At 60.9% G+C, this 23,719-nt stretch carries 22 protein-coding genes; 15 read left to right on the top strand and 7 right to left on the bottom strand.

What is annotated here, in order from left to right:
* Positions 1 to 6: 6 nt before the first annotated feature.
* From fabA to AC13EY_RS16810, 5 genes are all read right to left on the bottom strand, one after another.
* A complete protein-coding gene (fabA, locus tag AC13EY_RS16830) occupies positions 7 to 522 on the bottom strand; it encodes a 3-hydroxyacyl-[acyl-carrier-protein] dehydratase FabA (RefSeq protein WP_088275273.1) in 516 nt (171 codons plus the stop codon).
* A gap of 344 nt (positions 523 to 866) precedes the next feature.
* Positions 867 to 2,426 (bottom strand): class I adenylate-forming enzyme family protein, encoded by a 1,560-nt coding sequence (locus AC13EY_RS16825; RefSeq protein WP_233049461.1) that lies wholly within the window; start codon positions 2,424 to 2,426, stop codon positions 867 to 869.
* A 146-nt stretch (positions 2,427 to 2,572) separates the two neighbouring features.
* Complete coding sequence (locus tag AC13EY_RS16820; RefSeq protein ID WP_233049462.1) at positions 2,573 to 4,501, bottom strand: ATP-binding protein; 1,929 nt, start codon at positions 4,499 to 4,501, stop codon at positions 2,573 to 2,575.
* Complete coding sequence (locus AC13EY_RS16815) at positions 4,498 to 5,370, bottom strand: hypothetical protein (RefSeq protein ID WP_088275267.1); 873 nt, start codon at positions 5,368 to 5,370, stop codon at positions 4,498 to 4,500. Before AC13EY_RS16815 ends, AC13EY_RS16820 begins: the two co-directional genes overlap by 4 nt.
* A 79-nt stretch (positions 5,371 to 5,449) precedes the next feature.
* Positions 5,450 to 7,642 (bottom strand): TonB-dependent receptor plug domain-containing protein, encoded by a 2,193-nt coding sequence (locus AC13EY_RS16810; RefSeq protein WP_233049463.1) that lies wholly within the window; start codon positions 7,640 to 7,642, stop codon positions 5,450 to 5,452.
* Between the two features lie 135 nt (positions 7,643 to 7,777).
* Between AC13EY_RS16810 and AC13EY_RS16805 the strand changes: the two genes are divergently transcribed.
* The 7 genes from AC13EY_RS16805 (at position 7,778) to AC13EY_RS16775 (ending at position 13,755) form a co-directional block, all read left to right on the top strand.
* Positions 7,778 to 8,830, top strand: coding sequence for an NAD(P)H-dependent glycerol-3-phosphate dehydrogenase (locus AC13EY_RS16805; RefSeq protein ID WP_088275263.1), 1,053 nt, complete (start codon positions 7,778 to 7,780; stop codon positions 8,828 to 8,830).
* A complete protein-coding gene (locus AC13EY_RS16800; RefSeq protein WP_088275261.1) occupies positions 8,827 to 9,138 on the top strand; it encodes a DUF4389 domain-containing protein in 312 nt (103 codons plus the stop codon). Before AC13EY_RS16805 ends, AC13EY_RS16800 begins: the two co-directional genes overlap by 4 nt.
* A complete protein-coding gene (gene sixA, locus AC13EY_RS16795; protein WP_233049464.1) occupies positions 9,135 to 9,605 on the top strand; it encodes a phosphohistidine phosphatase SixA in 471 nt (156 codons plus the stop codon). Before AC13EY_RS16800 ends, sixA begins: the two co-directional genes overlap by 4 nt.
* Before the next feature lie 111 nt (positions 9,606 to 9,716).
* Complete coding sequence (locus AC13EY_RS16790) at positions 9,717 to 11,405, top strand: AMP-binding protein (protein WP_233049465.1); 1,689 nt, start codon at positions 9,717 to 9,719, stop codon at positions 11,403 to 11,405.
* Positions 11,402 to 11,833, top strand: a complete 432-nt coding sequence (locus AC13EY_RS16785) for a hotdog fold thioesterase (protein WP_228246260.1) — start codon at positions 11,402 to 11,404, stop codon at positions 11,831 to 11,833. The genes AC13EY_RS16790 and AC13EY_RS16785 overlap by 4 nt, the downstream gene beginning before the upstream one ends.
* A gap of 118 nt (positions 11,834 to 11,951) precedes the next feature.
* Complete coding sequence (locus tag AC13EY_RS16780) at positions 11,952 to 12,815, top strand: alpha/beta fold hydrolase (RefSeq protein ID WP_088275254.1); 864 nt, start codon at positions 11,952 to 11,954, stop codon at positions 12,813 to 12,815.
* Positions 12,816 to 12,927: 112 nt separating this feature from the next.
* Positions 12,928 to 13,755, top strand: a complete 828-nt coding sequence (locus AC13EY_RS16775; protein WP_233049466.1) for a DUF4892 domain-containing protein — start codon at positions 12,928 to 12,930, stop codon at positions 13,753 to 13,755.
* 5 nt (positions 13,756 to 13,760) lie between these two features.
* On the opposite strand, the gene AC13EY_RS16770 is transcribed toward AC13EY_RS16775, so the two are convergent.
* Positions 13,761 to 16,181, bottom strand: a complete 2,421-nt coding sequence (locus AC13EY_RS16770; RefSeq protein WP_233049467.1) for a penicillin acylase family protein — start codon at positions 16,179 to 16,181, stop codon at positions 13,761 to 13,763.
* A 99-nt stretch (positions 16,182 to 16,280) separates the two neighbouring features.
* Between AC13EY_RS16770 and AC13EY_RS16765 the strand changes: the two genes are divergently transcribed.
* The 8 genes from AC13EY_RS16765 (at position 16,281) to AC13EY_RS16730 (ending at position 22,949) form a co-directional block, all read left to right on the top strand.
* Positions 16,281 to 17,273, top strand: coding sequence for a patatin-like phospholipase family protein (locus tag AC13EY_RS16765; protein WP_088275248.1), 993 nt, complete (start codon positions 16,281 to 16,283; stop codon positions 17,271 to 17,273).
* A gap of 80 nt (positions 17,274 to 17,353) precedes the next feature.
* The gene (selD, locus tag AC13EY_RS16760; RefSeq protein ID WP_233049468.1) at positions 17,354 to 18,391 is read left to right on the top strand and encodes a selenide, water dikinase SelD; all 1,038 of its coding nucleotides are present in this window, start codon (positions 17,354 to 17,356) and stop codon (positions 18,389 to 18,391) included.
* Positions 18,391 to 19,500, top strand: coding sequence for a tRNA 2-selenouridine(34) synthase MnmH (gene mnmH, locus AC13EY_RS16755; RefSeq protein ID WP_233049469.1), 1,110 nt, complete (start codon positions 18,391 to 18,393; stop codon positions 19,498 to 19,500). The genes selD and mnmH overlap by 1 nt, the downstream gene beginning before the upstream one ends.
* A gap of 107 nt (positions 19,501 to 19,607) precedes the next feature.
* On the top strand, positions 19,608 to 20,369 hold the full coding sequence (locus AC13EY_RS16750; protein ID WP_228246266.1) for an SDR family oxidoreductase: 762 nt from the start codon (positions 19,608 to 19,610) through the stop codon (positions 20,367 to 20,369).
* Between the two features lie 167 nt (positions 20,370 to 20,536).
* Positions 20,537 to 21,004, top strand: coding sequence for a DUF4190 domain-containing protein (locus AC13EY_RS16745; RefSeq protein WP_228246267.1), 468 nt, complete (start codon positions 20,537 to 20,539; stop codon positions 21,002 to 21,004).
* 164 nt (positions 21,005 to 21,168) lie between these two features.
* Positions 21,169 to 21,471, top strand: a complete 303-nt coding sequence (locus tag AC13EY_RS16740; RefSeq protein WP_233049470.1) for a hypothetical protein — start codon at positions 21,169 to 21,171, stop codon at positions 21,469 to 21,471.
* A gap of 59 nt (positions 21,472 to 21,530) precedes the next feature.
* Positions 21,531 to 21,866, top strand: coding sequence for a carboxymuconolactone decarboxylase family protein (locus AC13EY_RS16735; protein ID WP_088275236.1), 336 nt, complete (start codon positions 21,531 to 21,533; stop codon positions 21,864 to 21,866).
* An 81-nt stretch (positions 21,867 to 21,947) separates the two neighbouring features.
* The gene (locus AC13EY_RS16730; protein ID WP_233049471.1) at positions 21,948 to 22,949 is read left to right on the top strand and encodes a hypothetical protein; all 1,002 of its coding nucleotides are present in this window, start codon (positions 21,948 to 21,950) and stop codon (positions 22,947 to 22,949) included.
* Between the two features lie 541 nt (positions 22,950 to 23,490).
* Here AC13EY_RS16730 and AC13EY_RS16725 read toward each other — a convergent pair.
* Positions 23,491 to 23,719 (bottom strand): transposase (locus tag AC13EY_RS16725; RefSeq protein ID WP_482876868.1); only part of this gene is annotated, 229 nt, incomplete at its 5' end.

Below are 23,719 nucleotides of genomic sequence, written 5' to 3'. Positions count from 1 at the left end.
TGATCCTCAGAAACTATCGGTAGAAGTGAACAGACCCACACGCAGACCTTCTGCGCTGTAGATCTCGCGACCATCGACGGCAACGCTGCCATCGGCGATGCCGAGGGTCAGGGCACGGTTCATGGTGCGCTTGATGTGGATGGTGTAGGTCACTTTCTTGGCGGTAGGCAGGACCTGACCGAAGAATTTCACCTCACCGGAGCCCAGTGCGCGACCGCGACCCTGGAAGCCCAGCCAGCCAAGGTGGAAGCCAACCAGCTGCCACATGGCATCGAGACCGAGGCAACCGGGCATGACCGGGTCACCTTCGAAGTGGCAGGCGAAAAACCACAGGTCAGGGGTGATATCCAGCTCGGCAACGATTTCACCCTTGCCGTATTTACCGCCGGTCTCGCTGATGTGGGTAATACGGTCAATCATCAGCATGTTGGGGGCTGGAAGTTGTGCGTTTCCGGGGCCAAACATCTCGCCACGGCTGCATTTGAGCAGCTCTTCCCGGGTGTACGCATTCTGTCGTGTCATAGAGGCTCCTGCTCGTCCCCGTCTTCGGGGCACTATTGATTCGGCTTGTTCTGTGTCAGCAAGCATCCGAAAGTGCGCGCGGTCACTCATGATAAATGAGCTTGAAGGCGTTCGCTGTGCCATTGGCATGACCTGAGTCAAGCTAATGCACGCTGCAGGCCGGCCTGCACTGCACTTTCGGTTGGCTGCTGAGCGTTTTTTGCTCGCGTAAGCTCAGACTCAGCGCCTGCCAAGAAAGTCACAACATCCACGTTTTGCGTGTGATGAGGCGTTGAGGATACCCGCGAAGGCGGGTCAGGACAAAGTTTCTGTGTCCTGACCCGCCTGCGGGAGAGCAGGAAGGATCAGGCCAGAACGCCGTTCTCGGCCAGGAACTGGTCGCGCAGTTCGCGCTTGAGTACCTTGCCGATAGCGCTGCGTGGCAGCTCGTCGGTGATGATGACGCGGTTCAGACGCTGGGTCTTGCCGACGCGCTCGTTGAACCAGGCTTGCACTTGTTCGGCATCGACGTCACGACCGGCAAAGGGCACGACGTAGGCCACCGGGGTTTCGCCCCAACTGGTTGAGGCGACGCCGACCACGGTGACGTCTTGCAGGTCCGGATGCTGGCGCAGCTCGGCCTCCAGGTCACTGGGGTAAATGTTGAAGCCACCGCTGATGATCATGTCCTTGCGGCGATCCATCAGGGTCAGAAAACCTTCTTCGTCGAAGCGGCCAACATCGCCGGTGCGGATGAAGCGCTTGCCGGTGCTGTCGTACCACTCGGCTTCTGCGGTTTTCTCCGGCTTGTTCAGGTAGCCGGCCATCATCGCTGGCGAGTGACCGACTACCTCGCCGATCTCGCCGCGCGGCAGCTCAACGCCGTCTTCATCGATAACCCGCATGTCGTGGCCGTCGAGTGGCATACCCACGGTGGCAAGCTTGTCAGGGTAGGTGTGGGCCGCCAGCATGCAGGAGCCACCACCTTCGGTCATGCCGTAGAACTCGATCAGGCCGCCCGGCCAGCGCTTGAGAATGTCGGCCTTGAGCTCGGCATGGAAGGGGGCGCTGGTGCTGAACTTCATGACGTAGCTGTCCAGGTCATAGCTGTCGAAGTCAGGGCGGGCCATGATGCGCTGATATTGAACCGGTACCAGCATGGTGTGGGTGATGCGGTGCTGTTCGGCCAGTTTCAGGTAGCGCTCGGCGTCAAACTTGGCCATCAGCACAACGGTGCCGCCCAGACCGATGCTCGGCAGGAAGGAGACCAGGGTGGTGTTGGAGTACAGCGGGGTGGAGATCAGGGTGCGGCAGTCCGGACCATAGCCGAACGGCAAGCCGCGCTGGATGTGCGACCAGCGCATGCCATGGGATTGCACGATGCCCTTCGGCTCGCCGGTGGTGCCGGAGGAGTAGATGACGTTGAAAGTCATCTCTGGTGTGATCTCTACCGCGGTCGGTACCGCCCCCGTTTCTGCCAGCCAGTCGCTGTAGTGCGTTTCACTGCCGCTGTTGTCCATGCTGATCAGCGGCATGCTGAGGCGATCCCGGACGCCGGCCATGGCGCTCTGGACGCTGGCATCGGCGAAATACAGTTTCGCGGCGGAGTCGGCGAGCATGCCCAGCAGGCTTTCCGGGGTGGATGAAGGCGCCAGCGGGGCGACGGTGACGCCGGCGCGCAGGGCGCCGACGAACAGCACCGCATAATTGATCGAGTTGCTGCCGCAGATGGCGATAGCATCGCCGGGCTCTACACCGTCGCGCTGCAATGCTGCCGCAACGCGGTTTGCTTCCGCGTCCAGCTGCCGATAAGTCATCCGTTGTTCGCCTTCGATCAGCGCGGGATGCTCTGCGCGATCCTTGCCATGAATGGCAATCAGGGCGGGAAGGGTTGTGTAGGGCGATTCAAGGGTAACGGTTGACATGATCTGGACGCTCGAGTTTGTTGGGTTTATTAGAGCAGGCTGTCTGTGTCGGGATGAGACAGTCGTTTGCGTTAGCTAGTCTCCCGATTTGGTCAAGTCGAATCCAGCGTCCCGGGGCGCTTAATTGTTGATGAAATGTTAAGCGATCAGCTTGAATGATGGCTGTCGGTTTCTGTCCAGGCGGCCAATGCGCCAAGCAGCGCCGGGCGGCTGATCGGCTTGCTGAGAAAACCCTGCATGCCGGCGGCTTCGCAGTCCCGGCGGTCAATATCAAGGGCGCTGGCGGTCAGAGCAACACAGGGTGCAGCCATCCAGCCCTCGGCCCGGCAGTGGGCGTGATAGCGTCGGCAGACCTCCAGACCGTCGATGTCCGGCAGGTGAATGTCCATCAAGATGGCGGCGTAGCGCTCCGGGCGTTCGCAAAGCATCCGCAGGGCGCTTTCGCCGGTGTCGGCGATGTCTAACAGGATATTCGTCTGCTTCAGCATGCCTTGGATGACCAGTTGGTTGACCGGGTTGTCTTCCACCAGAAGGACTGGGCGTTGATTGAAGGCTTGGCGGGGAAGTGCCGGTTCCAGCGATTGCCCTGTGGCGTGCCCGGTGGTTCTGAGCGGAATGCTGAACATGAAGGAAGAGCCTTCCCCATCGCGGCTTCTGGCCGTGAGGTCTCCCCCCATCTTGCGGGCGAAGGTACGGGCGATGGACAGCCCGAGGCCGGTGCCCCCAAAGCGCCGGGAGGTGCTGCTGTCGGCCTGCTGGAACGCGTCGAACATGCTTTCCAGACGGTCGGGTGAGATGCCGATACCGCTATCGATTACCGCACACTCCAGCCACAGTTCGTTGGTGCTGGTCATCCGCCAGCTGGCATTGACTTCAATCTGTCCCTGTTCGGTGAACTTCAGCGCGTTACCGACCAGGTTGACCAGAATCTGACGAATGCGTGTCGGATCGCCGATGACTTCCTCGCAGCTCTCGTGCCCGGTAAGGTTGCAGAGCAGGCGCAAGCCTTTCTGGCGCGCGGTGTGTTCGAAGACATTGATCGATGACGTGATCAGTTGGGGCAGGTTAAAGGCAATTTCTTCAAGTTCCAGCGCGCCGCGCTCAATGCGCGAGAAGTCGAGGATGTCGTTGATCACCTTGAGCAGATGGTCGGTCGACTCGCCGGCGATATGCACATACTCGCTCTGTTCGCTGTTCAGATCGGTGGTTTCCAATAACTGCAGCATGCCCAGAACTCCATTCATGGGGGTTCGCAGCTCGTGGCTCATCATCGCCAGGAACTCGGATTTGGCGCGGTTGGCTGCTTCGGCTCCCTCGCGGGCGGTCACCAGATCCTGCATGGCCCGTTGCTGCTGGCTCTCGGCGCGCTCAAGGGTCGCTGCAAGGCTGTTGATGTTGTGCATCAAATGCCCGATCTCGTGTTCATCGGTAACGTCCAGACGGGTGTCCAGTTTGCCCTTGCGGAGTTGCGAGACGGCGTGCCCCATTCGCTCCATCGGGTCGGCCAGTACCTTGGCCAGACGGATGGCCAGCACCAGAGTTGCTGCCAGTACCAGTGCGGCAAGGGCGAGGGTTTTAAGCAGTATGCTTTGCTGGCGCTGGATGAAGGCTGCGTTGCTGAGGCTGACCTGTACCTGACCCAGGTAGCGTTGCTGTTCGTCCTGATACGCCGCCGGGGCATCAAGCAGGAACAGGTCGTTCTGCAGCGGGATGCGCTGGCGCATGATATCGGCGACAAATACCTGCAGCTCTGTCTCCTCGCTGTGGTCGCGGTTGAGTTTGAGCAGTTGCTTGCCTGAGCGGTCATAGACCGTTACTTCCCGTACATGCGGTACGTTCAGTGCGCCCGTCACCATACTTTCTAGCGTATCCAGGTTACCGCTGATCACACCGTACTCGGCCGCTGGGGCAAGCTGGTCGGCAATCAGCTGACCGGTCACCTGCAGCTCCCGGTTGACGTCGTCCAGGCGTGCGGTGGTGAAAAAGGTAAAACCGACCACGCCCATCAGCAGGGCGGGTAATGTCGCTATCAGGATCAGGCGACTGTATATGGTTCCACGTTGCAGAAAGCTCATTGCGCGTGCTCCAGCTCGGCCAGGCGTTGGGCGAGGGTGGCGTCGTCCGGCAGTGGGATACCCAGTGAGCGTGCTACCTGGGCATTACTGAGAACGGAGAAATGTTTTGGGTAGGAGCTGCCGCTGCCGGGCACTCCCTGCTTGATCAGCCAGGCGGTGCTGCGCGCCATGTCGTCGGGGCTGCTGTAAGTCGTGGTCAGGCTGCCCGCATCGATGAATGGTGCGCTGGGGCCGATCAGCACCTTGCTGCGTGAGTAACTTGTCAGCAGGATTGTCTTCAGATTGTCTGCGTTGTAGATCAGCGAGTCATCGGTGCCGAGCAGGATGTCGCTGTCGGTAATGATGTCGACCAGCTTGCGGGTCAGATTCTGCTGGGGGTCAACCGTGACGCTTACCAGGTCGGTGTTCTGTTGCGCGGCGGCCTGGCGCCATTCTGGCAGCCCAGCCTGGGTTTGCTCGGTCAGCAGGATGCCGATGCGTCGTATACCGGGTACCAGCAGTTTGGCGAGAGCCACCTGGCGCGCGGGCTTGGGGTTGGCCAGCAGGGCGTGCATCGGCTTGTCTGCTGCGGCTGTGGCGAGCAGGCTTTCGGCGGTGACGTAGGTCGCAAGTGTAGGCAGCCCGTCGGGCTGCTGCAGGCGAGCCTCCAGGCCTTGCCGACCCATGGTGATGACGAGATCGGTACCTTCCGGTACCGCGTCGTTTACTGACAACTCGATGATTCGGTCTTCGGGCAGGGCATTGCCCAGTGACGCCATGAACTGCTGAGTCAGTGCCGAGGTGCCGGGCATGATCACGGCATACTGCTCGGCAATGGTAGCCTGCGCCGGCAGGCAACACACCAGCAGCGCCGCCAGCCAGCGTTTCACTCGCCTGCTCCTGAATGCACAAAAAAGCATGGTGACAGTCCGTGTCTTGTCAATCGGTAGGTTCGCTCCAAGCGCTTGCTCAAAACCTGAAGTCAGCTGTCAGATAAAACTGACTGGGGCTGTCGTACAGGTTCTCTGACCAGGTCAGTGCCTCGTCGTCCAGTCGATACTGCCAGTTTGCTGCAAGCTCCAGGCTGGTTCGGCCAATATCGAAACGCTTGCCGATTCGCCCATCAAGACGCTCGAAGCGGCGCTCATTGAGCATGTCTGACCCATAATAGATGAGGCTGGTGTCGATGCCGCCACCCCAGCTGCGCAGCCAGGCAGCTGACCCGCTGTTGCGGGCGGTAAGACGCTGGTCAAGGCGATTGCTGGCATAGAAGTCGACATAGGCATAGGTCAGGCGCAGGCGGTCCTGCCCGGTGAGGCGCCAGTCTGTCTGGGCTTCCACGCCGCTGAAGTGAGCGAAACTGCTGTTATCCGGCTCGAAGTTCACTACCTGCAGCGGCTGGCTGATCATGTTGTCGATTTCGTCGTAAAACGCCTTGATGTCGACGTTCAGACCGATCCGGTGGAATGTGCCGTTATACCCCAGCTCCCAAGAGCGCATTTCCTCCTGCTCAAGGTCGCCCGGGCCTTTGGCCAGGGCGTAGTAGCTATCACCGGTGGTTGGGGCGCCAGTCAGATTGCTGGGCTTATAGGTCCAGTAAGCGTTGTTTTCATACATGTCCGGTGAGCGCACTGCCTCAGAGTAGACGGCTCGCAGGCTGTGGGCCGGTGCGAGAAAGTAGTGCGCGGCCAGGCGGGGGGAAAAGGAAAACCCGCTGAGTCGATCCTGCTCGGCCATGGCCCCGGCGTGCAGAAGCCAGCGCTCGCCCAGACGATATTCGAGGTTACCGAACAGCTGGCCAACCGAGTTTTCCATCTTGCCACCGAAGTAGGTTTCGGATTTTGCCTGATCGTAACGCAGATTGGCCCCGAACACCGTTCGCAGGGCGTCGTTGATCTGCAGGGTGTTCTGAACCTCGGCCTCGTAGCGGGTTTCGCGCAGGTTTTCGTTCAGGTTGAAGCAGGTCGGCGGACCGTTGCGGATGGCGTTGTGCTGCGTAACGATGCTGTCGACCAGCGGCAGATAGGCCGGGTCCAGACCATCCCAATTGACCAGCCAGTCGCTATAATTTTCCCGAATGCCCCATACGCCGTTGCGGTTGCGCAGGATGTAGTTCATGCGCCGTGTATAGACATTGCCGATCAGGTAGAGCTCACGCATTTCCGGCGAAAAAACAATGGGCGAGTCGCACGCCCGCATCTGGCTGAGCCGCTCCATATGCTGGGCGTAGGTGTTGACCTGAATCTGATGGTTCGGGCTGATGTCGTTTTTCCAGTTCAGCTGGACGAAATAGTCTTTGGCTGAAATATCGGAGTCGGTGCTCTGCTGCAGGTACATCTGCCGGTCGAACTCGTAGCTTGAGTCTATCGGCTCTGCCATCTCGGAATAATCGTTGGCGCGCTGCTTGGTGCCTTCCTTGGCGCCGAGTTGCCAGGTCAGGGTCTGGGTTGCGTTAAGGTTGGTGGTGCCGAGCAGATTTAAGGCATCCAGCCGGCGCCCGTCGCGGTAGTCCGCGCCATCTTCATCAAAGTCAAAACCGTCATCCTGTTTGCCGAACAGGCTCAGACGCGCGTGCGATCCGGCAAAACTGAAGCCCTGGCTGGCGTAGACGTCGCTGACACCGCGGTTGCCGCGCGTGACTTTGATGCGGCTGCCCTGGCCGAACTCCGGTCGGCTGGACACGATGTTGATTACGCCCATCAGGGCATTGGCGCCATAGGCCGCGGTATTGGGGCCGCGGAACACCTCGATGCGCTCGATATCCTCAATAGCCAGCGGGATATCGGTCCAGTCAACAGTAGCCAGACCCGAGCGATAGACAGAGCGACCGTCTACCAGCACCTGCATGCGCCGGGCTTCGGTGATGTTGGTGCCGTGATAATTGACGTTGACTACGTTGCCGCTGTTGTAGCCGACCATCATGCCTGGGACCAGGCGCATCAATTCAGGCACATCACGGGCTCCGGATGCGCGAATCAGTTGCTGGTCGATGACCGTCATGCTGCCGGGGACTTCGGCCGCGCTTTGCTTCAGGCGCGTCGCACTGAGTACCGTTGGCAGTTTCACCTCCCCCAGCAACAGCGCGTCATCCAGCGCTTGAGCATGTAACGGGAGAATGGCACCCAGCAGGGCGATCGGAAGTGTTCGTCTGAAAGCAGGCATAGGTGGCGGCACTGTGCTCTTGTTGGTTTAAGCTCGCTCATATTACCCAGCCATCGCCCTTTTTACACAGCCAAATCGCGCGATCTGACGTGCTCGGCTTATACTGGCGCCAGATTCATTGTTCAAGGATGTTGCATGACCGACCGTAAAGCGCCCGTCTGCGTTCTGGGTGGCGGCAGTTTCGGCACCACGCTGGCCAATTTGATGGCTGCGGAAGGGGTGCCTGTCACACTTTGGCTGCGCGACCCGAATGTGGCCCGTCAGATTGTTGAAACCCATGAAAATCCGCGCTATCTGCCGGGCTATGTGCTTGACGACAGGTTGCAGGTTACCACCGACATTGAAGCAGCTATCGCTTCGGCGGACCTGGTATTTCTGGCTATCCCGTCCAGTGCGTTCCGCAGTGTGCTGCAGGACATCGGACCTCTGCTCGCCGGCAAACAGGTGGTCAGTACCACCAAGGGAATTGAGCAGCCCGGTTTTCTGATGATGAGTCAGATCGTCGAGCAGGAGGCGCCGCAGGCTCGGGTAGCTGTGCTGTCCGGTCCCAATCTGGCGAAGGAGATGGCGGCCGGAGAACTGACGGCTACCGTGGTGGCCAGTGAGGACGAGCAACTGTGCCGTGATGTGCAGGCGGTACTGGGTGGGCGCAACCTGCGGGTGTACGCCAGCCAGGACCGCTATGGCGTTGAACTGGGCGGCGCGCTGAAGAATGTCTATGCGATCATTGCCGGCATGGCATCGGCGCTCGGCCTGGGGGAAAACACCAAGGCCATGCTGATAACCCGGGCACTGGCTGAAATGACCCGCTTTGCCGTGCATATGGGTGCCAACCCGTTGACCTTCCTTGGTCTGGCGGGGGTGGGTGATCTGATTGTGACCTGCACCTCGCCGCAATCGCGCAACTTCCAGGTGGGCTTTGCCCTGGGCAAGGGCGAAACCCTTGAGCAGGGCGTAGCCCGGCTGGGGCAGGTGGCAGAGGGCGTCAATACCTTGAAGGTGCTGAAGCAGAAATCGGAACAGGAGGGCGTCTACATGCCGCTGGTGGCCGGTCTGTACGCCATTGTCTTCGACAACCAGCCGTTGCCTGCCGTAATTGCCAAGCTGATGTCCGCCGAGCAGAAGAGTGATGTCGAGTTCGCTGCCGTGATGTCGACCGCGCCCATCAATCGTGAGGAAAATTCGTGAATTCGTTTATCGATAACCTGTGCAGCGCCGACTTCTGGTTGCGGCTGGTCTATGTACTGTTTTTTGCTCTCGCCTGGCAGGTCGCCGAAGTTGCGATTGCGGTGATTGCGCTGGTGCAGATTGGCTACCGCCTGTTTACCGGGGCGCCCGACGCCGATTGTGCCGGCTGGGGCGACAGTTTTTCCCAGTATGCCTGGCAGACTGGGCGCTATCTGACTGGCGTGAGCGAGCAGAAACCCTGGCCGTTCAGCGACTGGCCGGCGTCAGGCGCGCGCTGGACGCGGCAGTCGGAGGATGAGGCTGAGTGAGAGTCTGGATCATGCGCCACGGCCAGGCTGCGGCGCAGGCTGCCACCGACGCGGAACGTGCGCTGACGGTCGCCGGAGAAACTGAAGTGCGTCTGATGGCCTCGCTGCTTGAGGGGCAATCATTGGACGGTATTCTCGCCAGCCCTTATGTGCGAGCCCAGCAGACCGCCGCACTGGTCCGCTCGCAGATTGGGTTTGAGCGCGCAATAGCCACCGCACCCTGGCTGACGCCGGATGATGAGCCGAACGACGTACTGCGCTATCTGGCCGAGCGACCGGAGCAGAATCTGCTGCTGGTCAGCCATCAGCCGCTCGTCAGTCAACTGGTGAGTCTGCTGTGCGAGGGGCATCGCCGTGCCCATGTGCCGATGCCCACCGCCGCATTGGTCTGTATCGAAACCGACTTTGTTGCCGCCGGACTGGGATCACTGGTGCTGCAGCGCACGCCGGCGGAGCAAGGCGCCTGACAAAGACGCTTGTAGGCCACCGCTTGCTGGGATAGTGTTCCCCCATTCGAGTGACGCACCGTCACCGCAATATGACGACATATAACAATAACAATCCTCAAGGGACACGGCATGGGCGCACTGACAACGCAACCAGAGACCGCGCTGGAGTCTTTTTTCCGGCACGAAAGCCTGCGTCCGCGCAGCGACTTCCTTCTCGAGCCCGGGCGCGATGGCCAACTCGTCCGATACAGCTGGGCCGAGGTGGGCGATCAGGCCCGTCGTATTGCCCGCTATCTGCAATCGCTTGACCTGCCTGCGGCCAGCAACATCGGTCTGCTTGCAAAGAACTGCGCGCACTGGATCATCGCCGACCTGGCGATCTGGATGGCAGGGCATGTGTCGGTCCCGCTGCACCCTCACCTGACCCCCGATGCTGCCGGCAAGCTGATCGAGCACGCGGAGTTGCGCGCGCTGTTTATCGGGCCGCTTCCGGCCTGGTCAAAAATCGCCGATGCAGTACCAGACGGGGTTGCCTGTGTGAGCCTGCCAAACGGGCCGAAAGGGCAGGGCCTGGCAGGCTGGGAGCAGCTGCTGACAACCTGCGAACCACTTGCCGAGCCGGTTCTTCCGCGTCCGGACCAACTGGCAACAATCATCTATACCTCCGGTACAACCGGCATGCCCAAGGGGGTTATGCTCAGCTTTGCCAGCATGTTTCTGGCTGCGACCAACTACCAGCGGCTTTTCGTGATTTCGGCGACTGACCGCATGCTTTCCTTTCAGTCTCTCAGCCACATTGGTGAGCGCCAGTTCATTGAACAGTCGTCGTTGCTGGGCGGGCAGCAGGTGTATTTTGTCGAGTCTGCGGAGACCTTTGTCCGGGATGCCCGCTGTGCCCGGCCAACGCTGCTGTTTGGATCTCCTCGGGTATGGCAGCAATGCATGCGCGCGGTCGAACAGAGCGGGCGTGGGCGCTGGTTGAAGCTGGCCCTTCGCTTGCCTGTTATTGGCCCTTGGCAGGCGCGGCGCGTGCTGGCCTGGCTAGGATTGGATCAGGTTCGTTATGCAGTCAGCGGTGCGGCCCGCCTGGCGCCGGCGGTGCAGCAATGGTTTGCCCGTCTCGGTCTGGTCGTTGTCGAGGGCTATGGCATGACCGAAAACTGCGGCTATTCCCATCTGGGCCGGCCCGGCCGCCCCAAGGCCGGATATATCGGCTTGCCCAATCCGGGTGTCGAGTGCCGACTCGGTGAGCAGGGTGAGATTCTGGTGCGCAGCAAAACGCTGATGATGGGCTACTTCAAGGAGCCGGCGCGTACCGCCGAGGTGCTGGATGAACAGGGCTTCCTGCATACCGGAGATGTTGGTGAGATTGATCAGGAGGGGTTTCTGCGTCTGACCGGACGCGTCAAGGATATCTTCAAAACGTCTCGCGGACGCTACGTGGTGCCGGCACCGATCGAGCAGGCGCTGATGGATCTGCCAGAGGTCGACGAAGCCTGTGTGGTCGGGCAGGATTTGCCGCAGCCGCTGGCATTGGTTCGGCTTGGCGACGGGCAATACGAGCGGGCTGATGCCGTCAGGCGCGCGCTGGCAGAGGCTTTGGAACGTCTCAACGCAACACTGGCGAGCAGCGAGCGGTTGGGCTGCGTTGTCGTCGTTGATACCCTCTGGGATGTAGACGGCGGCTTTCGTACGCCAACGCACAAGCTGCGCCGGAACGTGGTGGAAGCCACCTGGCAGGCTCACTTTCACGATTGGCTGGTCAGCGGCCAGAGTGTTGTCTGGCATCAGTCTGAGCAGCGGCAGGAGACGACATGAGCAGTATCTGGAAAACCCCGATTGATCTTGAGCGGCTGAATGCGCCGTCACCCACCATCAACAGCCTGCTGGATATTCGTATCGAAGCCGCCGGCGACGACTGGCTCAGCGCCAGTATGCCGGTGGATGAGCGGACCCATCAGCCCTATGGCATTTTGCATGGCGGTGCCTCGGTAGTGCTGGCCGAGACCGTTGGCAGCATCGCGTCCTATCAGTGCATTGATACCAGCCGCTATTACTGCGTCGGCCTCGATATCAACGCCAATCATCTGCGCGCGGTGCGTTCCGGGCGTGTCACGGCGGTGGCCAAAGCCGTGCACCTGGGCCGAACCACGCATGTCTGGGACATTCGGCTGCATGACGATGCCGGCAATCAAACCTGTATTTCCCGCCTGACCATGGCCATTGTGCCGTTGAAAGCCGAGTAGAACAGGGCAAAAGTGCCAAATATGGGCATGCATTCACGCAGACGTGGGCGCTTGTCCGACGCGGTGCAGGCCGTTAGATTGCGTTCTGCTTAATTCCGCTACGGTCCCGGAGGCCCCCATGCCCATCAGCAGTCACGAAATTCGCTTCTCCCTGCCGCATATTGAAGTCGCCGGCAAGGTCTGGGGAGAGCCCGGCGGCCTGCCGGTGATCGCGCTGCATGGCTGGCTCGATAACGCGGCGACCTTTGATCGCATCGCACCGTCGCTGGAAGGGGTCTATCTGGTCGCGCTGGATCTGCCGGGCCACGGCCTCTCCGGACACATGCCGGCGACCGGCTACAGCCTCTGGCAGCAGGCAGCCACGGTGTTGCAGGTGGCTGAGGATCTGGGCTGGGAGCGCTTTGCCCTGCTTGGGCATTCAATGGGGGCGATTATCAGTGGCGTACTGGCCGGCAGTCTGCCGGACCGCATTATTGCCGCCGCGATGATTGACGGTCTGATGCCGTTTACCTCCGAAGCCGATGACGCTCCGCGGCAGATGGCGCGCTTCTTCAACTCCACGCTGCAGCTGGGCAACAAGCGCAAGCCGGTATACGACAGCGTCGAAAAGGCCGTGTCTGCCCGCGTGCTGGGCGGCACCACGCCAATCTCTAGGGATGCGGCCGCAGCGTTGGTCGAGCGTGGGCTGATGCCCCACGATGGCGGCTGGACCTGGCGTACCGATCCGCAGCTGATGCTGCCGTCGCCGCTGCGCTTTACCCAGCGTCATGCATCTTCATTCATCGAGAACATCACGGCGCCGACCTGTCTGGTACTCGCCAATCAGGGTGTCATGCACAAACACCCCGAGGTGCTGGCCCGCATTGATGCCTTCAAGCACCTGACCGTGCACCGGGTCGACGGCGGCCACCACCTGCATCTGGAAGAGCCGGCGCCGCAGGTCGCGGCGATTCTGAAAGACTTCTACACAAGCTTGAGCTGACCGCCAGGGCGTCACGCGCTATTCTCTGAGCAGGTTCATTGCGTTGCTGGCTTCTCGGCAACCAGTTCTGTGCGCTACGGCCGGGTGTGCCGGAGCGCGTCTAGGGAGACGCATGGCTTTATTGGTTCGTACTCTGCCGCTGTTGGTGGGTGGCTTCATGTTGGCGGGTGGCTCGGGGGCTCAGGCAGCGCAGGCGCTGGAGCAACTGGTGGTCAGTCCGTTTCCCCATTCCCGGATTGTCAGCGAAGGCCTCTCTGCACAGATCGATCACCCGGTCGTGATCGGCAGTGTAAGGCGCATTAACAACCAGCTGCGCGCTGAACGTGAGATCCGCGTAAGCGGCGAGCTGGCGCAGGTCACCTGGGAGATCACCGACGGTTACCCACCCGAAGATGCCTTTCGCCACGTTCTCGGTCAATTGGTCGAGCAACCCCACACCCTCCTTTACGCCTGCGACGGCCGTGAATGCGGCAGCAGCAGCCTGTGGGCCAATCAGGTTCTGCACAACTCACAGTTATATGGTCCGGAGGACGGTCAGCGCTACCTGGCGCTGCGGCTGGATACCGAACCGCAGCGCTTTGTCTCGCTCTACTCTATTACCCGTGGCAACCGCCGCAGCTATCTGAATCTCGAGCAGACCACGCCGACTGCTGCGGTCGAACAGGCGCTGTATCCGACACCTTCGACGCTGCTCAAGGTGCTGCGCTCGGAAGAGCAGCTGACGCTGCCGGCGATGGCCGGAGACGCCGAGCTGATGGCCAGCTGGAGCCGTTTGCTGGTACGCATGATGCGCCTGGACTCGCTGCTGCGGGTGCAGCTCGATGGCGCCGATGCGCCAGCGCTGGCAGAGGCCCTCAAGGCAGCGGGCGTGGCTGCGCAGCGCCTGACCCTGGGCAGCCCGGAACCGGCAGAGGGCGCGATCATCCGGCAGGTACGCTGAGCGTTTCAGCGCTGCCGGCTGGCGGGCTGCAGCAGCAGTCGATCTGGCAAGGCCTGAATCGACAGCCAATCGAACAACTGCGTGCGATAGCGGCCCTCATTGAACATCTCGGCCTGATCGCGTGCGTGATCATCCAGCGGGTTGCCGGCCTGCCCCAGCGGGTTGATGCCCAGGCTGGCATTGGGGTCCGACAGATCAATCAGGCGCCGGGTGGACGGGCCGGCCTTGATGCGGTAATGCTGTTCGCCGCGGTCGAAGGCCATGTTGTTGAGCGTCTCGTTGCCACCATTGACCGCTACCGGTTCGCTGTTCAGATAGCTGCCAAAGGGGAGGCGCTCGGCCAGTGCGTGCTGGTGCTGCAAACTGGCCAGACGTGACCATTGCCACTGCCCGGGCTCCTTGCCAAAGTCGGCAACCAGACCCGCAATTGCGTTCTGCCAGGCGTGCTGAATAGCCGACTGGCGGCCATCAAGGCTTGGCTGCTGGCGGTTATCCCACCAGGGCGAGGTGGGTTTCCAGTACAGGCTGGCGAGGGTCTTCTCGGCCATGAAGGTGTTACGGAAGAAGCTGTAGCGCGGCCCCAGTTCGTCGGCAAACAGCGCCTCCGAGAGCGCATCCTGCCAGCGCTGGAAGATGCTGGCCGCAGCGCTGTCCTGGGCGTAGCGCCCGTCCCAGCTGGCGAGCAGGACGGCGGCAGCGGCTGCCGGTTCGCGCAGATCCTCGGGCAATTGCTCGGCGTCAAGCAGCGGCAAGGCATCGGCGACCATGCTCAGGGCAACCGGGCGTTGGTCGTCCAGCTGAAAGGCCTTGAAATCCGACAGGTCAAATTGATCCTTGCTCGCCAGTAGCTGCTCCAGCCGCTGGGCGCGATCAGTCGGGGCGTAATAGCCGGGCAGCTTGCGCCGCGGATTGCGTTCCGGGTACGGGTTGTTGGTCGAGAACAGAATCCCGTCGCGCGGGTTGATGATCCGCGGGTTGTTTTCGAAAGGCTGATAGCCGAGGAAATCGTCACGGCCGGAGCCGCCATTGAGCAGCGAAAAGCCGTTGCTGCTCTGCGGCCAGCGTTTCAGGTTGCCGATCGCCCACATGGCAATGTTGTCGTCTACGTCGGCATACAGCAGGTTCAGGCCCGGCGCGCCGTGCAATGCCGCAGCCGCTTCAAACTCGCTCATGCTTGTAGCGCGGGTAAAGCCGTAAAAGGCGCGTGTCGAGTCGCTGTCGGGGTCGAGAAAACTCCAGAACAGGCTGACCGGCTGACGCTCCATACTGCCCGGCAGGTCGTTGATGATGGGGCCGTGGCGGCTGCTGCGAGTGCGGATCAGACGATCTTCCTGACCTCGAATCTTGATCACTTCCTCATGAACCTTGAGCGGCTCCCAGTGATCAACCGCCCAGACCTGCTCAGGATTATCGGGGTTGGCGCGCTCGCGGTAGAAGTCGACGTCATCGTTCATCAGCATGGTCAGGCCCCAGGCGTGATGACGGGTCTGGCCGAGCAGCGGGAAGGGAATGCCTGCCAGAAAATGGCCATAGACCTCGCTGTCCGGCGTGCGGATGTGGGCCTCGTACCACACTGCCGGAGCGGCGAATCCGATGTGCGGGTCGTTGGCCAGCAGCGGCGCACCGCTGGCACTGTGCTCGGCGTTGACGGCCCAGGCGTTGCTGCCAAGGAACTGGCCGCTCGGGAAGGTGCGTTCGACCTGGCTGATCTGCTCCAGCATCGGTGTCAGCAGCTCGATATAGGGCTGACCCGAAGAGCGTACGGGCGGCAACTGGTCCGGCCAGCTGGGCACCAGATCGCGGTAATGGCGCTCGCTCAGAGTACCCCTGATACTGTCGACCAGGGCATCGGTCTTGAAGGCCTCGGCAAAGGAGTAGGCCATGTAGCCCATGGTGTTGGCGATGTCTTCGGTAGAGAAGTAGTCCGGTCGCGTCAGCAGCAGCCGGTACTCGACCGGCATGCCGCCGTGATCGATGTATTGGTTGATGCCGTCCTGGTAGGCGTGAATCAGTCGAACGTGAGGGCTATCCGGCTCGGCGTCCAGGCGCGCCGCATAATCTCGCGCGTGGCGGCTGATGCCGAGTGAGCGGAAGAAACGATCGGTTTCGAATGAGTCGGCACCGAACAGTTCTGCCAGGCGCCCGCCACCGATGCGGCGCAGAAGATCCATCTGGAACAGCCGGTCCTGCGCGTGCACATAACCCAGCGCTCGGTAGGCATCTTCCTCGTTGGTCGCGTCGATATGCGGCACGCCCCAGGCGTCGTAAAACACCGCTACCGGCCCTTGCAGGCCCTCCAGTTGCAGCTCACCTTCGCGCTTTGCCTGAGCCGAATGCACTATCCAGAGCACCGTCAGTGCGGCTAAGGTCAACAGCACGACAAGACAGATCAGCAATTTCACAGAGCGGTTGGTACGAGCGTTCACGATGAGCCTTGTGCAGCAAAAAAGAGTTTCGGCATGATGATCACGCCGGTGGGCTGCGTCAATCAGGTTCAGCCGGGATTGTTAAGGAGTAACAGCAAGATGGCACAGAGAGTCGCCCTGGTTTTGGGCAGCGGCGGTGCGCGGGGCTATGCGCACATTGGCGTGATTGAAGAAATTGAACGCCGGGGTTACGAGATTGCCTGCATCGCAGGCTGTTCGATGGGCGCGGTTGTGGGGGGGATCCATGCTGCCGGCCGCTTGGCCGACTACCGGGACTGGGTCTCCGGGCTGGATTATCTGGATGTGATTCGGTTGCTGGATATCGGCTTCGGCAATCTCGGCGCCATTCGCGGAGAAAGGGTATTTGGCCGTATTCGCGAGATTCTCGGCGAAATGGAGATCGAGGACCTGCGTATCCCGTTTACCGCGGTGGCGACCGACCTGACCAATCAGCAGGAAGTCTGGTTTCAAAGCGGCTGTCTGCATCAGGCCATGCGCGCGTCGGCGGCGATTCCCAGCCTGTTCTCGCCGGTGAAGCAGGGCCATCGTGTGCTGGTTGACGGCGGTCTGCTCAACCCGCTGCCGATTGTCCCGGTGGTGTCGGCGCACTGCGATCTGATCATGGCGGTCAACCTCAACTCGATTGAAAGTACCCACTACCGTATGCCGGTCATCGAGCGCCCGGCGCCAATACGTCAGCAATGGGATCAGTGGATGGCGGCAATCAAGCCGTCCTGGCTGGGACGCAGGGTCGACGAGGCCGGCTCTGACGACGATCTCGCGCTGCTGGCGGCCGAAGGTGAAGCGTCGATGGAGCTGGTGCATTCACGCCGTCAGGATACGCGTGCACCGGTGGAGGTGGAGCCACCACCGGGCCCGGCCAGCATGCTCGAGCTGGTGAACCTGTCGTTTGAGGCCATGCAGTCCTCGCTCACCCAATACAAGATTGCCGGCTATCCGCCTGATGTCATCTTCAATGTGCCCAAACGGCTGTGCCGGTTCTTCGAGTTCTACCGCGCGCCGGAGTTGATCGAACTGGGCCGCATGGTCGCCAGTGATACCCTGGACCAGTTCGAGCGTCGCCACTGCTGAGCGGCAGGAAAATAGGCTTGTGACCCTGTCGCTGCTAGAATCCGCCGATTGAGTTTGATGTCCCGTCGGTGGAGAGCAGCATGACCCAGACCATTCGTTTGACCGAGTACAGCCACGGCGCCGGTTGCGGCTGCAAGATTTCACCCAAGGTGCTGGACGAGATGCTCGCGGTCGGCCAGCCCGGCCCGGCGTTTGAACGGCTCTGGGTAGGCAATGACAGCCGTGATGACGCCGCCGTATTCGGCCTTGACGCCGAGCAGGGCATTGTCAGCACCACCGATTTCTTCATGCCCATTGTTGATGACCCCTTCGATTTCGGCCGCATTGCAGCGACCAATGCGATCAGCGACATCTATGCCATGGGCGGCACGCCGATGATGGCCATTGCCATTCTGGGCTGGCCGGTCAATCTGCTGCCCGCCGCGGTTGCCGGCGAAGTGCTGGCAGGGGCCCGCCAGGTGTGCGCCGAGGCCGGCATGCCGCTGGCGGGCGGTCACTCGATTGATGCCCCGGAGCCGATCTTTGGCCTGGCTGTGACCGGCCACGTGCTGCGCAGCCAGCTCAAGCGAAACGATCAGGCCAAAGCGGGCGCGCGCCTGTTTCTGACCAAACCGCTGGGCATCGGTATCCTGACCACCGCAGAAAAGCAGAAGAAACTGCGCCCCGAGGATGCCGGCGTAGCCCGTGATCTGATGTGCCGGCTGAACAGCCCGGGCCACCGTTTTGCTGCACTGGAAGGGGTGCAGGCGATGACCGATGTCACCGGCTTTGGCTTGCTTGGCCACCTGACCGAAATGGCTGAAGGTGCCAACCTCAAGGCGCAGTTGCAGTTTGCCGCCGTACCCAGGCTGCCGGCGGTCGACTACTACCTTGAGCAGGGCTGTGTGCCCGGCGGCACGCTGCGCAATTTCGACAGCTACGGCCACAAGATCGGCGCCCTTGGCGAAGCCCAGAAGCAGTTGCTCTGTGATCCGCAGACCAGTGGCGGGCTGCTGGTCGCGGTTGCGCCTGACGGTGAAGCCGAGTTTCTGGCGCTGGCGGCTGATCTGGGGCTTGAGCTGGGCTGTATTGGTGAGCTGGTCGAGTACGATCAGGGCCCGCGCGTCGAGGTAATGTGATGCGCGACAACACCGAGGACTTTCGCTCACTGTTCCTCAACGATGTGCCGTTGATGGATGTGCGGGCGCCGGTCGAGTTTGATAAGGGAGCCTTTCCCCAGTCGGTCAACCTGCCGCTGATGGTCGACGTGGAGCGGCAGAAAGTCGGCACCATGTACAAGCAGCAGGGCCAGCAGGCCGCCATTGCGCTGGGTCACAGCCTGGTCTGCGGCAAGGTCAAGCAGGCGCGGGTCGACGCCTGGCTGGCGCATGTCAAGGCCAACCCCGAAGGCTACCTGTACTGCTTTCGCGGCGGCTTGCGTTCGCAACTGGTTCAGCAGTGGCTGGCCGACGCCGGCGTGCAGTATCCGCGGGTGGTTGGCGGCTACAAGGCCATGCGCCGCTTTCTGATCGATACCCTGAACGCCGCTGCGCTGGAATGCTCGCCGATTCTGGTGGCCGGCATGACCGGTACCGGCAAGACTGAAGTGATCACCGCGCTGGATAACAGCCTGGACCTGGAAGGGCGCGCCAATCACCGTGGTTCCAGCTTTGGCCGTCATGCCACGCCGCAGCCGGCGCAGATCGACTTTGAAAACCGGCTGGCGATTGACGCCCTCAAGCTGCGCGCCGCCGGCGTAACACAGATCGTGCTGGAAGACGAAGGCCGCATCGTCGGCAGTTGCTCGTTGCCGCTGACGCTCTACCGGGAAATGCAGGAAGCACCGCTGGTCTGGCTGGAAGACAGCTTTGAGAACCGCGTTACCCGTATCCTTGGCGACTATGTGGTCAACATGCTGGCCGAATACCGCGCGCAGCAGCCGGGCGACCCGGAAGCTGCCTTCGCTGCGTTTGAAACCTATCTGCTGGGCAGCTTGCAGCGCATCTACAAGCGGCTTGGCGGCGACCGCCACAGCGAGCTGAACGCGCTGATGGAAGCGGCGCTGGTCGAGCAGAAGCGCACCGGCGATGTGCATGCCCACCGCGGCTGGATCGAAGGGCTGCTGACCCACTACTACGACCCGATGTACGTCTATCAGCGCGAAAACAAGCGCTCCCGTGTGGTGTTCAGCGGCGATCAGGCGGAGATCGTCGCGTGGTTGCGTGACCAGCATCAGCGCCAGGCATGATGCATGAACAACAGACCTGACTTTGGTCGAACTGTGACTCGCAGCGTTGCTACTATCCTGCGTGTCCGAGCGCCGGTGGGCGCTCTTTTAGAGTCAGGAGTTAACGTATGAGCATGGAGTTTTCCGGCAAGGTTGTTCTGATCACCGGCGCAGCAGCCGGCATCGGCAAGGCTACCGCTGAGGCCTTCGCCGCGGCAGGCGCGCGGGTCATTGCATCCGATATCGACGCCGAACAGGGCGAAGCCACCGCGCAAGCCATTCGCGCGGCCGGCGGTGATGCGCGCTTTGTTGCCTGCAACGTTGCCGATGCAGAGCAGGTCAAAGCGCTGATCGCCGGAATCGAAGCCGACTACGGTCGTCTGGACTGCGCCTTCAACAACGCCGGTATCGAAATCGAGCAGGGCAAACTGGCCGACGGCGATGAAGCCGTGTTCGACCGCATCATGGACGTCAACGTCAAGGGCGTCTGGCAGTGCATGCGCTTCCAGATTCCGCTGATGCTGAAGAACGGTGGTGGCTCGATCGTCAATACCGCCTCTGTCGCTGCCCTGGGCGCCGCACCGAAGATGAGCATCTACGCCGCCAGCAAGCACGCAGTGCTGGGCCTGACCCGCTCTGTGGCTGTTGAATACGCCAAGCAGGGTATTCGCGTCAACGCCGTTTGCCCCGCGGTAATCGACACCGACATGTTCCGCCGCGCCGCTGCCATCGAACCGCGCAAGGCCGAGTTTGCTGCTGCCATGCACCCGGTTGGCCGCATTGGCCGCGCCGAGGAAATCGCGGCCGCCGTGATGTATCTTTGCGGCGAAAACTCCGGCTTCACCACGGGGATCGCGCTGCCGGTTGACGGCGGCAGTACCTGTATCTGAGCTGTCTGCTCTGCCTGGATGACAGCTACCAAGGTGGCTGTCATCGTATGCCTTCACCGTTCCATTCCTTATAATCGCCGAACGCATCCGAGAGCATCAGGCGGATGCGGTGGTGGCGCCGTTGGTGTCGTACTCGACTTGGGTTTCAGGGGAAAGGTGTAAAGAATATGAAAGGGACAGTACTGGATTTCAATTCCATCAGTGGTGGCGGTGTGATCAGCTGCGAAGCAGGCAATCGATACACCTTTACGCGCCCCCAGTGGAAGAGCGCAGGTGTTCCAGTGCCCGGCGTCGCTGTCGACTTTGTTGCTGTCGGCAATGAAGCAACCGATGTGTACGGCGTTGCCAATACCGCACCGCAGGGCGCGGCTGCACAGCCTGTGCAGCAGCCGCAGGTTGCGTCCACCTCCTCACTGGCCATTGTCAGCCTTATCGCGGGTATTGCCGGCTTGTTTATCTTCGGCTCGATCATCGCGATTATCTGCGGCCACATTGCGCGTTCGCAGATTAAAAGCAGCGGCGGTACCCAGACTGGTGACGGCATGGCCCTGACCGGCCTGATTCTGGGTTACATCGGCGTTGTGCTGTGGTTGCTCTGGTTTGTTGCTGTCGGGTTTATCGCCGCACTGTCCTGACGCCCTGATGCTGCCGGGTGCCTGCGTTTAAGCCCTTCAAAGGTGTTGCGCGGGCATTAGGCTGGCAAGCAGGCACTGGTCACCTGGTATTCCGGCTTGCCGCCTGCAGTCAACCCGACGCAAGATAGGGGTTCTGTCTCCAATCCCGATGCGAGTTCGAGCCCATGACTGCAGACCAGTATCTTTCCGAAATCGAACAACGCCTGCGCAAACACTTTTCAGCCTCGCGTGATGGCTACAAACTCCCCGATCAGGACCGGCATCGCCTCGAAGGCTTTATGCAAGGCGCCGTCTTTATGGGCTTTGCCACCAGCCAGCAACTGGCCGACCTGATGGAGCGGGTGCACTTCTCGGTGTTCGGCAAAACCATCGCCGAGCGGCGAGAGTCAAGCGCTAGCCTCTGGCCGCAAGCGACCATCGACTACAACCACTACGACCAGCCGGCTTACGAACGCAAGGGCACTTGAGCGCTCCTGTGCCAACCCCAGCTATACCCTCAGATCACAATAACAAGAGCACCATACCAATGAGTGACTACCAGTCCCGCAGTGACAAGGCCTACGCCAAGCAACTGATGCAGGCCGCCAACAAAGAAGCCACCGCCTTCCTCAATCTCAAGGCCACAGCCGAGCGCAAAGACGGCGCGATTCCAGAGAAATACCGTGAACTGATGTCTATCGCTGTTGCTTTGTCTACCCAGTGCTCCTACTGCATCGATGCCCACGTCGAGAACGCGGTCAAGGCAGGAGCCACCAAGGAAGAACTGGCCGAAACGGTATTTATCGCCTCTGCGCTGCGTGCCGGTGCTGCGGTGGGGCATGGGTTGCTGGCGATGAAGTTGTTTGAGGAGCATTCGGGCTGAGCCAAACCACTCATCGCGCAGCGACTGTGCAAGGGATGCTGCCAATCTGGCCCGATACCTGATCAAGGAGCGAACAACGCGATGTACACAGACGAAGATTTGTACGCAGCAGTAAAGGACGGTGTGCTGGATGAAACGGCAGTTGAGCGTTTCCGCAGCTTTGTGTCTGGCCGCGCCCATACCCGCCTGGTGGATGAAGAGAACTTCCGGCTGATATCCGGCTTTAACGACATCTTCGTCAGCATTGCAGCGTTCATCCTGCTGGCGTCGGCGGGCTGGGTGTTTGGCCTGCAGTCGCCTGCGTTGGGCTTCTGTGTGGTTGCGCTGCTGTCGTGGGGGTTGTCGGTATTCTTCGTCAAACGCCGCAAGCTGGCACTGCCTGCGGTGCTGCTGTTGGCATCCTTTGTACTCAGTACGGTTGCGTTCCTTGTCTTCGCGCAGGTTGCGGCGGGAATAGAGAAAGACACCGCGATCATGGTTGCTACCGCCATCGGTGCGATCGCGGCCTGGGCGCATTGGCACCAGTTTCATGTACCGATCACCGTCGCTGCCGGTGTCGCCAGCCTGCTTGCGTTCCTGCTGGCGCTGCTGATGCAGATTGAAGGCTTGCGCGAGTTCACCAACTACTTCCTCTGCTGCGCAGGGCTGGCCACCTTCCTGCTGGCGATGCGCTGGGACGCGCAGGACGTTGATAGAACCACCAGAAAGTCAGATGTTGCCTTCTGGTTGCACCTGCTGGCTGCTCCGTTGATCGTGCATCCGGTGTTTTCTGCGCTGGGTCTGTTTGACGGCAATGGCGGTCTGTTCGGCATCGCTGCCGTCATTGTCCTTTACCTGCTGTTGGCGGTGGTTTCCATCACCGTGGATCGCCGTGCATTGATGGTGTCGTCACTGATCTACGTGTTGTACGCCTTCGGCGAACTGTTCGAGACCTACGGCTCGCTTAGCTCCAGCCTGGCTATCTCCGGGCTGTTTATCGGCTCCATGCTGTTGCTGCTGTCAGCGTTCTGGCATCGCAGCAGAGAGATACTGCTGCACGTATTGCCACAGGCGGTGGGCAGATACGTACCGCCAACGAGCTGAACATCCAGTCGGACTGCTCCCAGCTCAAGTGCGTGATCTACTGATGTTGGGTGCACTCCAGCTACGTCAACCGGCTGGCCGGGCGCAGCCAGTGGAGCAGGGCAAATAATCCTACTGGCCGCCGGACACCCGCCGCTGGCAGTGGGTTTGGCAATCTGCGGTTTGCGGGCAGAGCGGCGTACCAACGGAGCTTCACCTGTGTAACCCCACAGGGAATAAGTGCTTTACCCGTCAGGGAGACAGCGCTATTTTCTTTATATGGCAAGCCGCCATGTCACGAGAGCCCAAGGATGGTGCCATGTTCATCTATCAGCAACCTCGGTCGAGGCGGCGTACCCGCGCCTGCGCGCTCGACATTGGCGGGTAGGGGAGTGATTGAAGCGTGAATATGAAGCGGTCAAGCGAATACGGATTGGGTTGCGCTGCTGATCGTAAGTTATTGCTTATAAAGAGTTTTATTTTTATGGCGGGGCGGAGGGAGGTGTTGTTATGAAGAAGTCACTCATATGCAGGGCGGTTGCAGGAACTGAGTGCAACACGGTTACTGGATTGAGGCAGGAGCCTCATGATACGTAGCCATCAGCTCGGTCATGACCTCGATGGGGCACCTGAAGCCGAAGCGCTTACGTGGCCGAATGTTCAGTTCGTAGGCAATAGCATCCAACTGCTCCTGGCTGTATACCGACAGATCCGTGCCTTTGGGAAGGTACTGGCGGATCAGTCCGTTGATGTTCTCGTTGCTGCCGCGCTGCCAGGGGCTGTGCGGGTCA

The organism is Halopseudomonas sp. L-58 (assembly GCF_056859475.1).
Note: the sequence above shows the minus strand (reverse complement) of the source record. Positions and strands in the feature narration are given on the sequence as shown.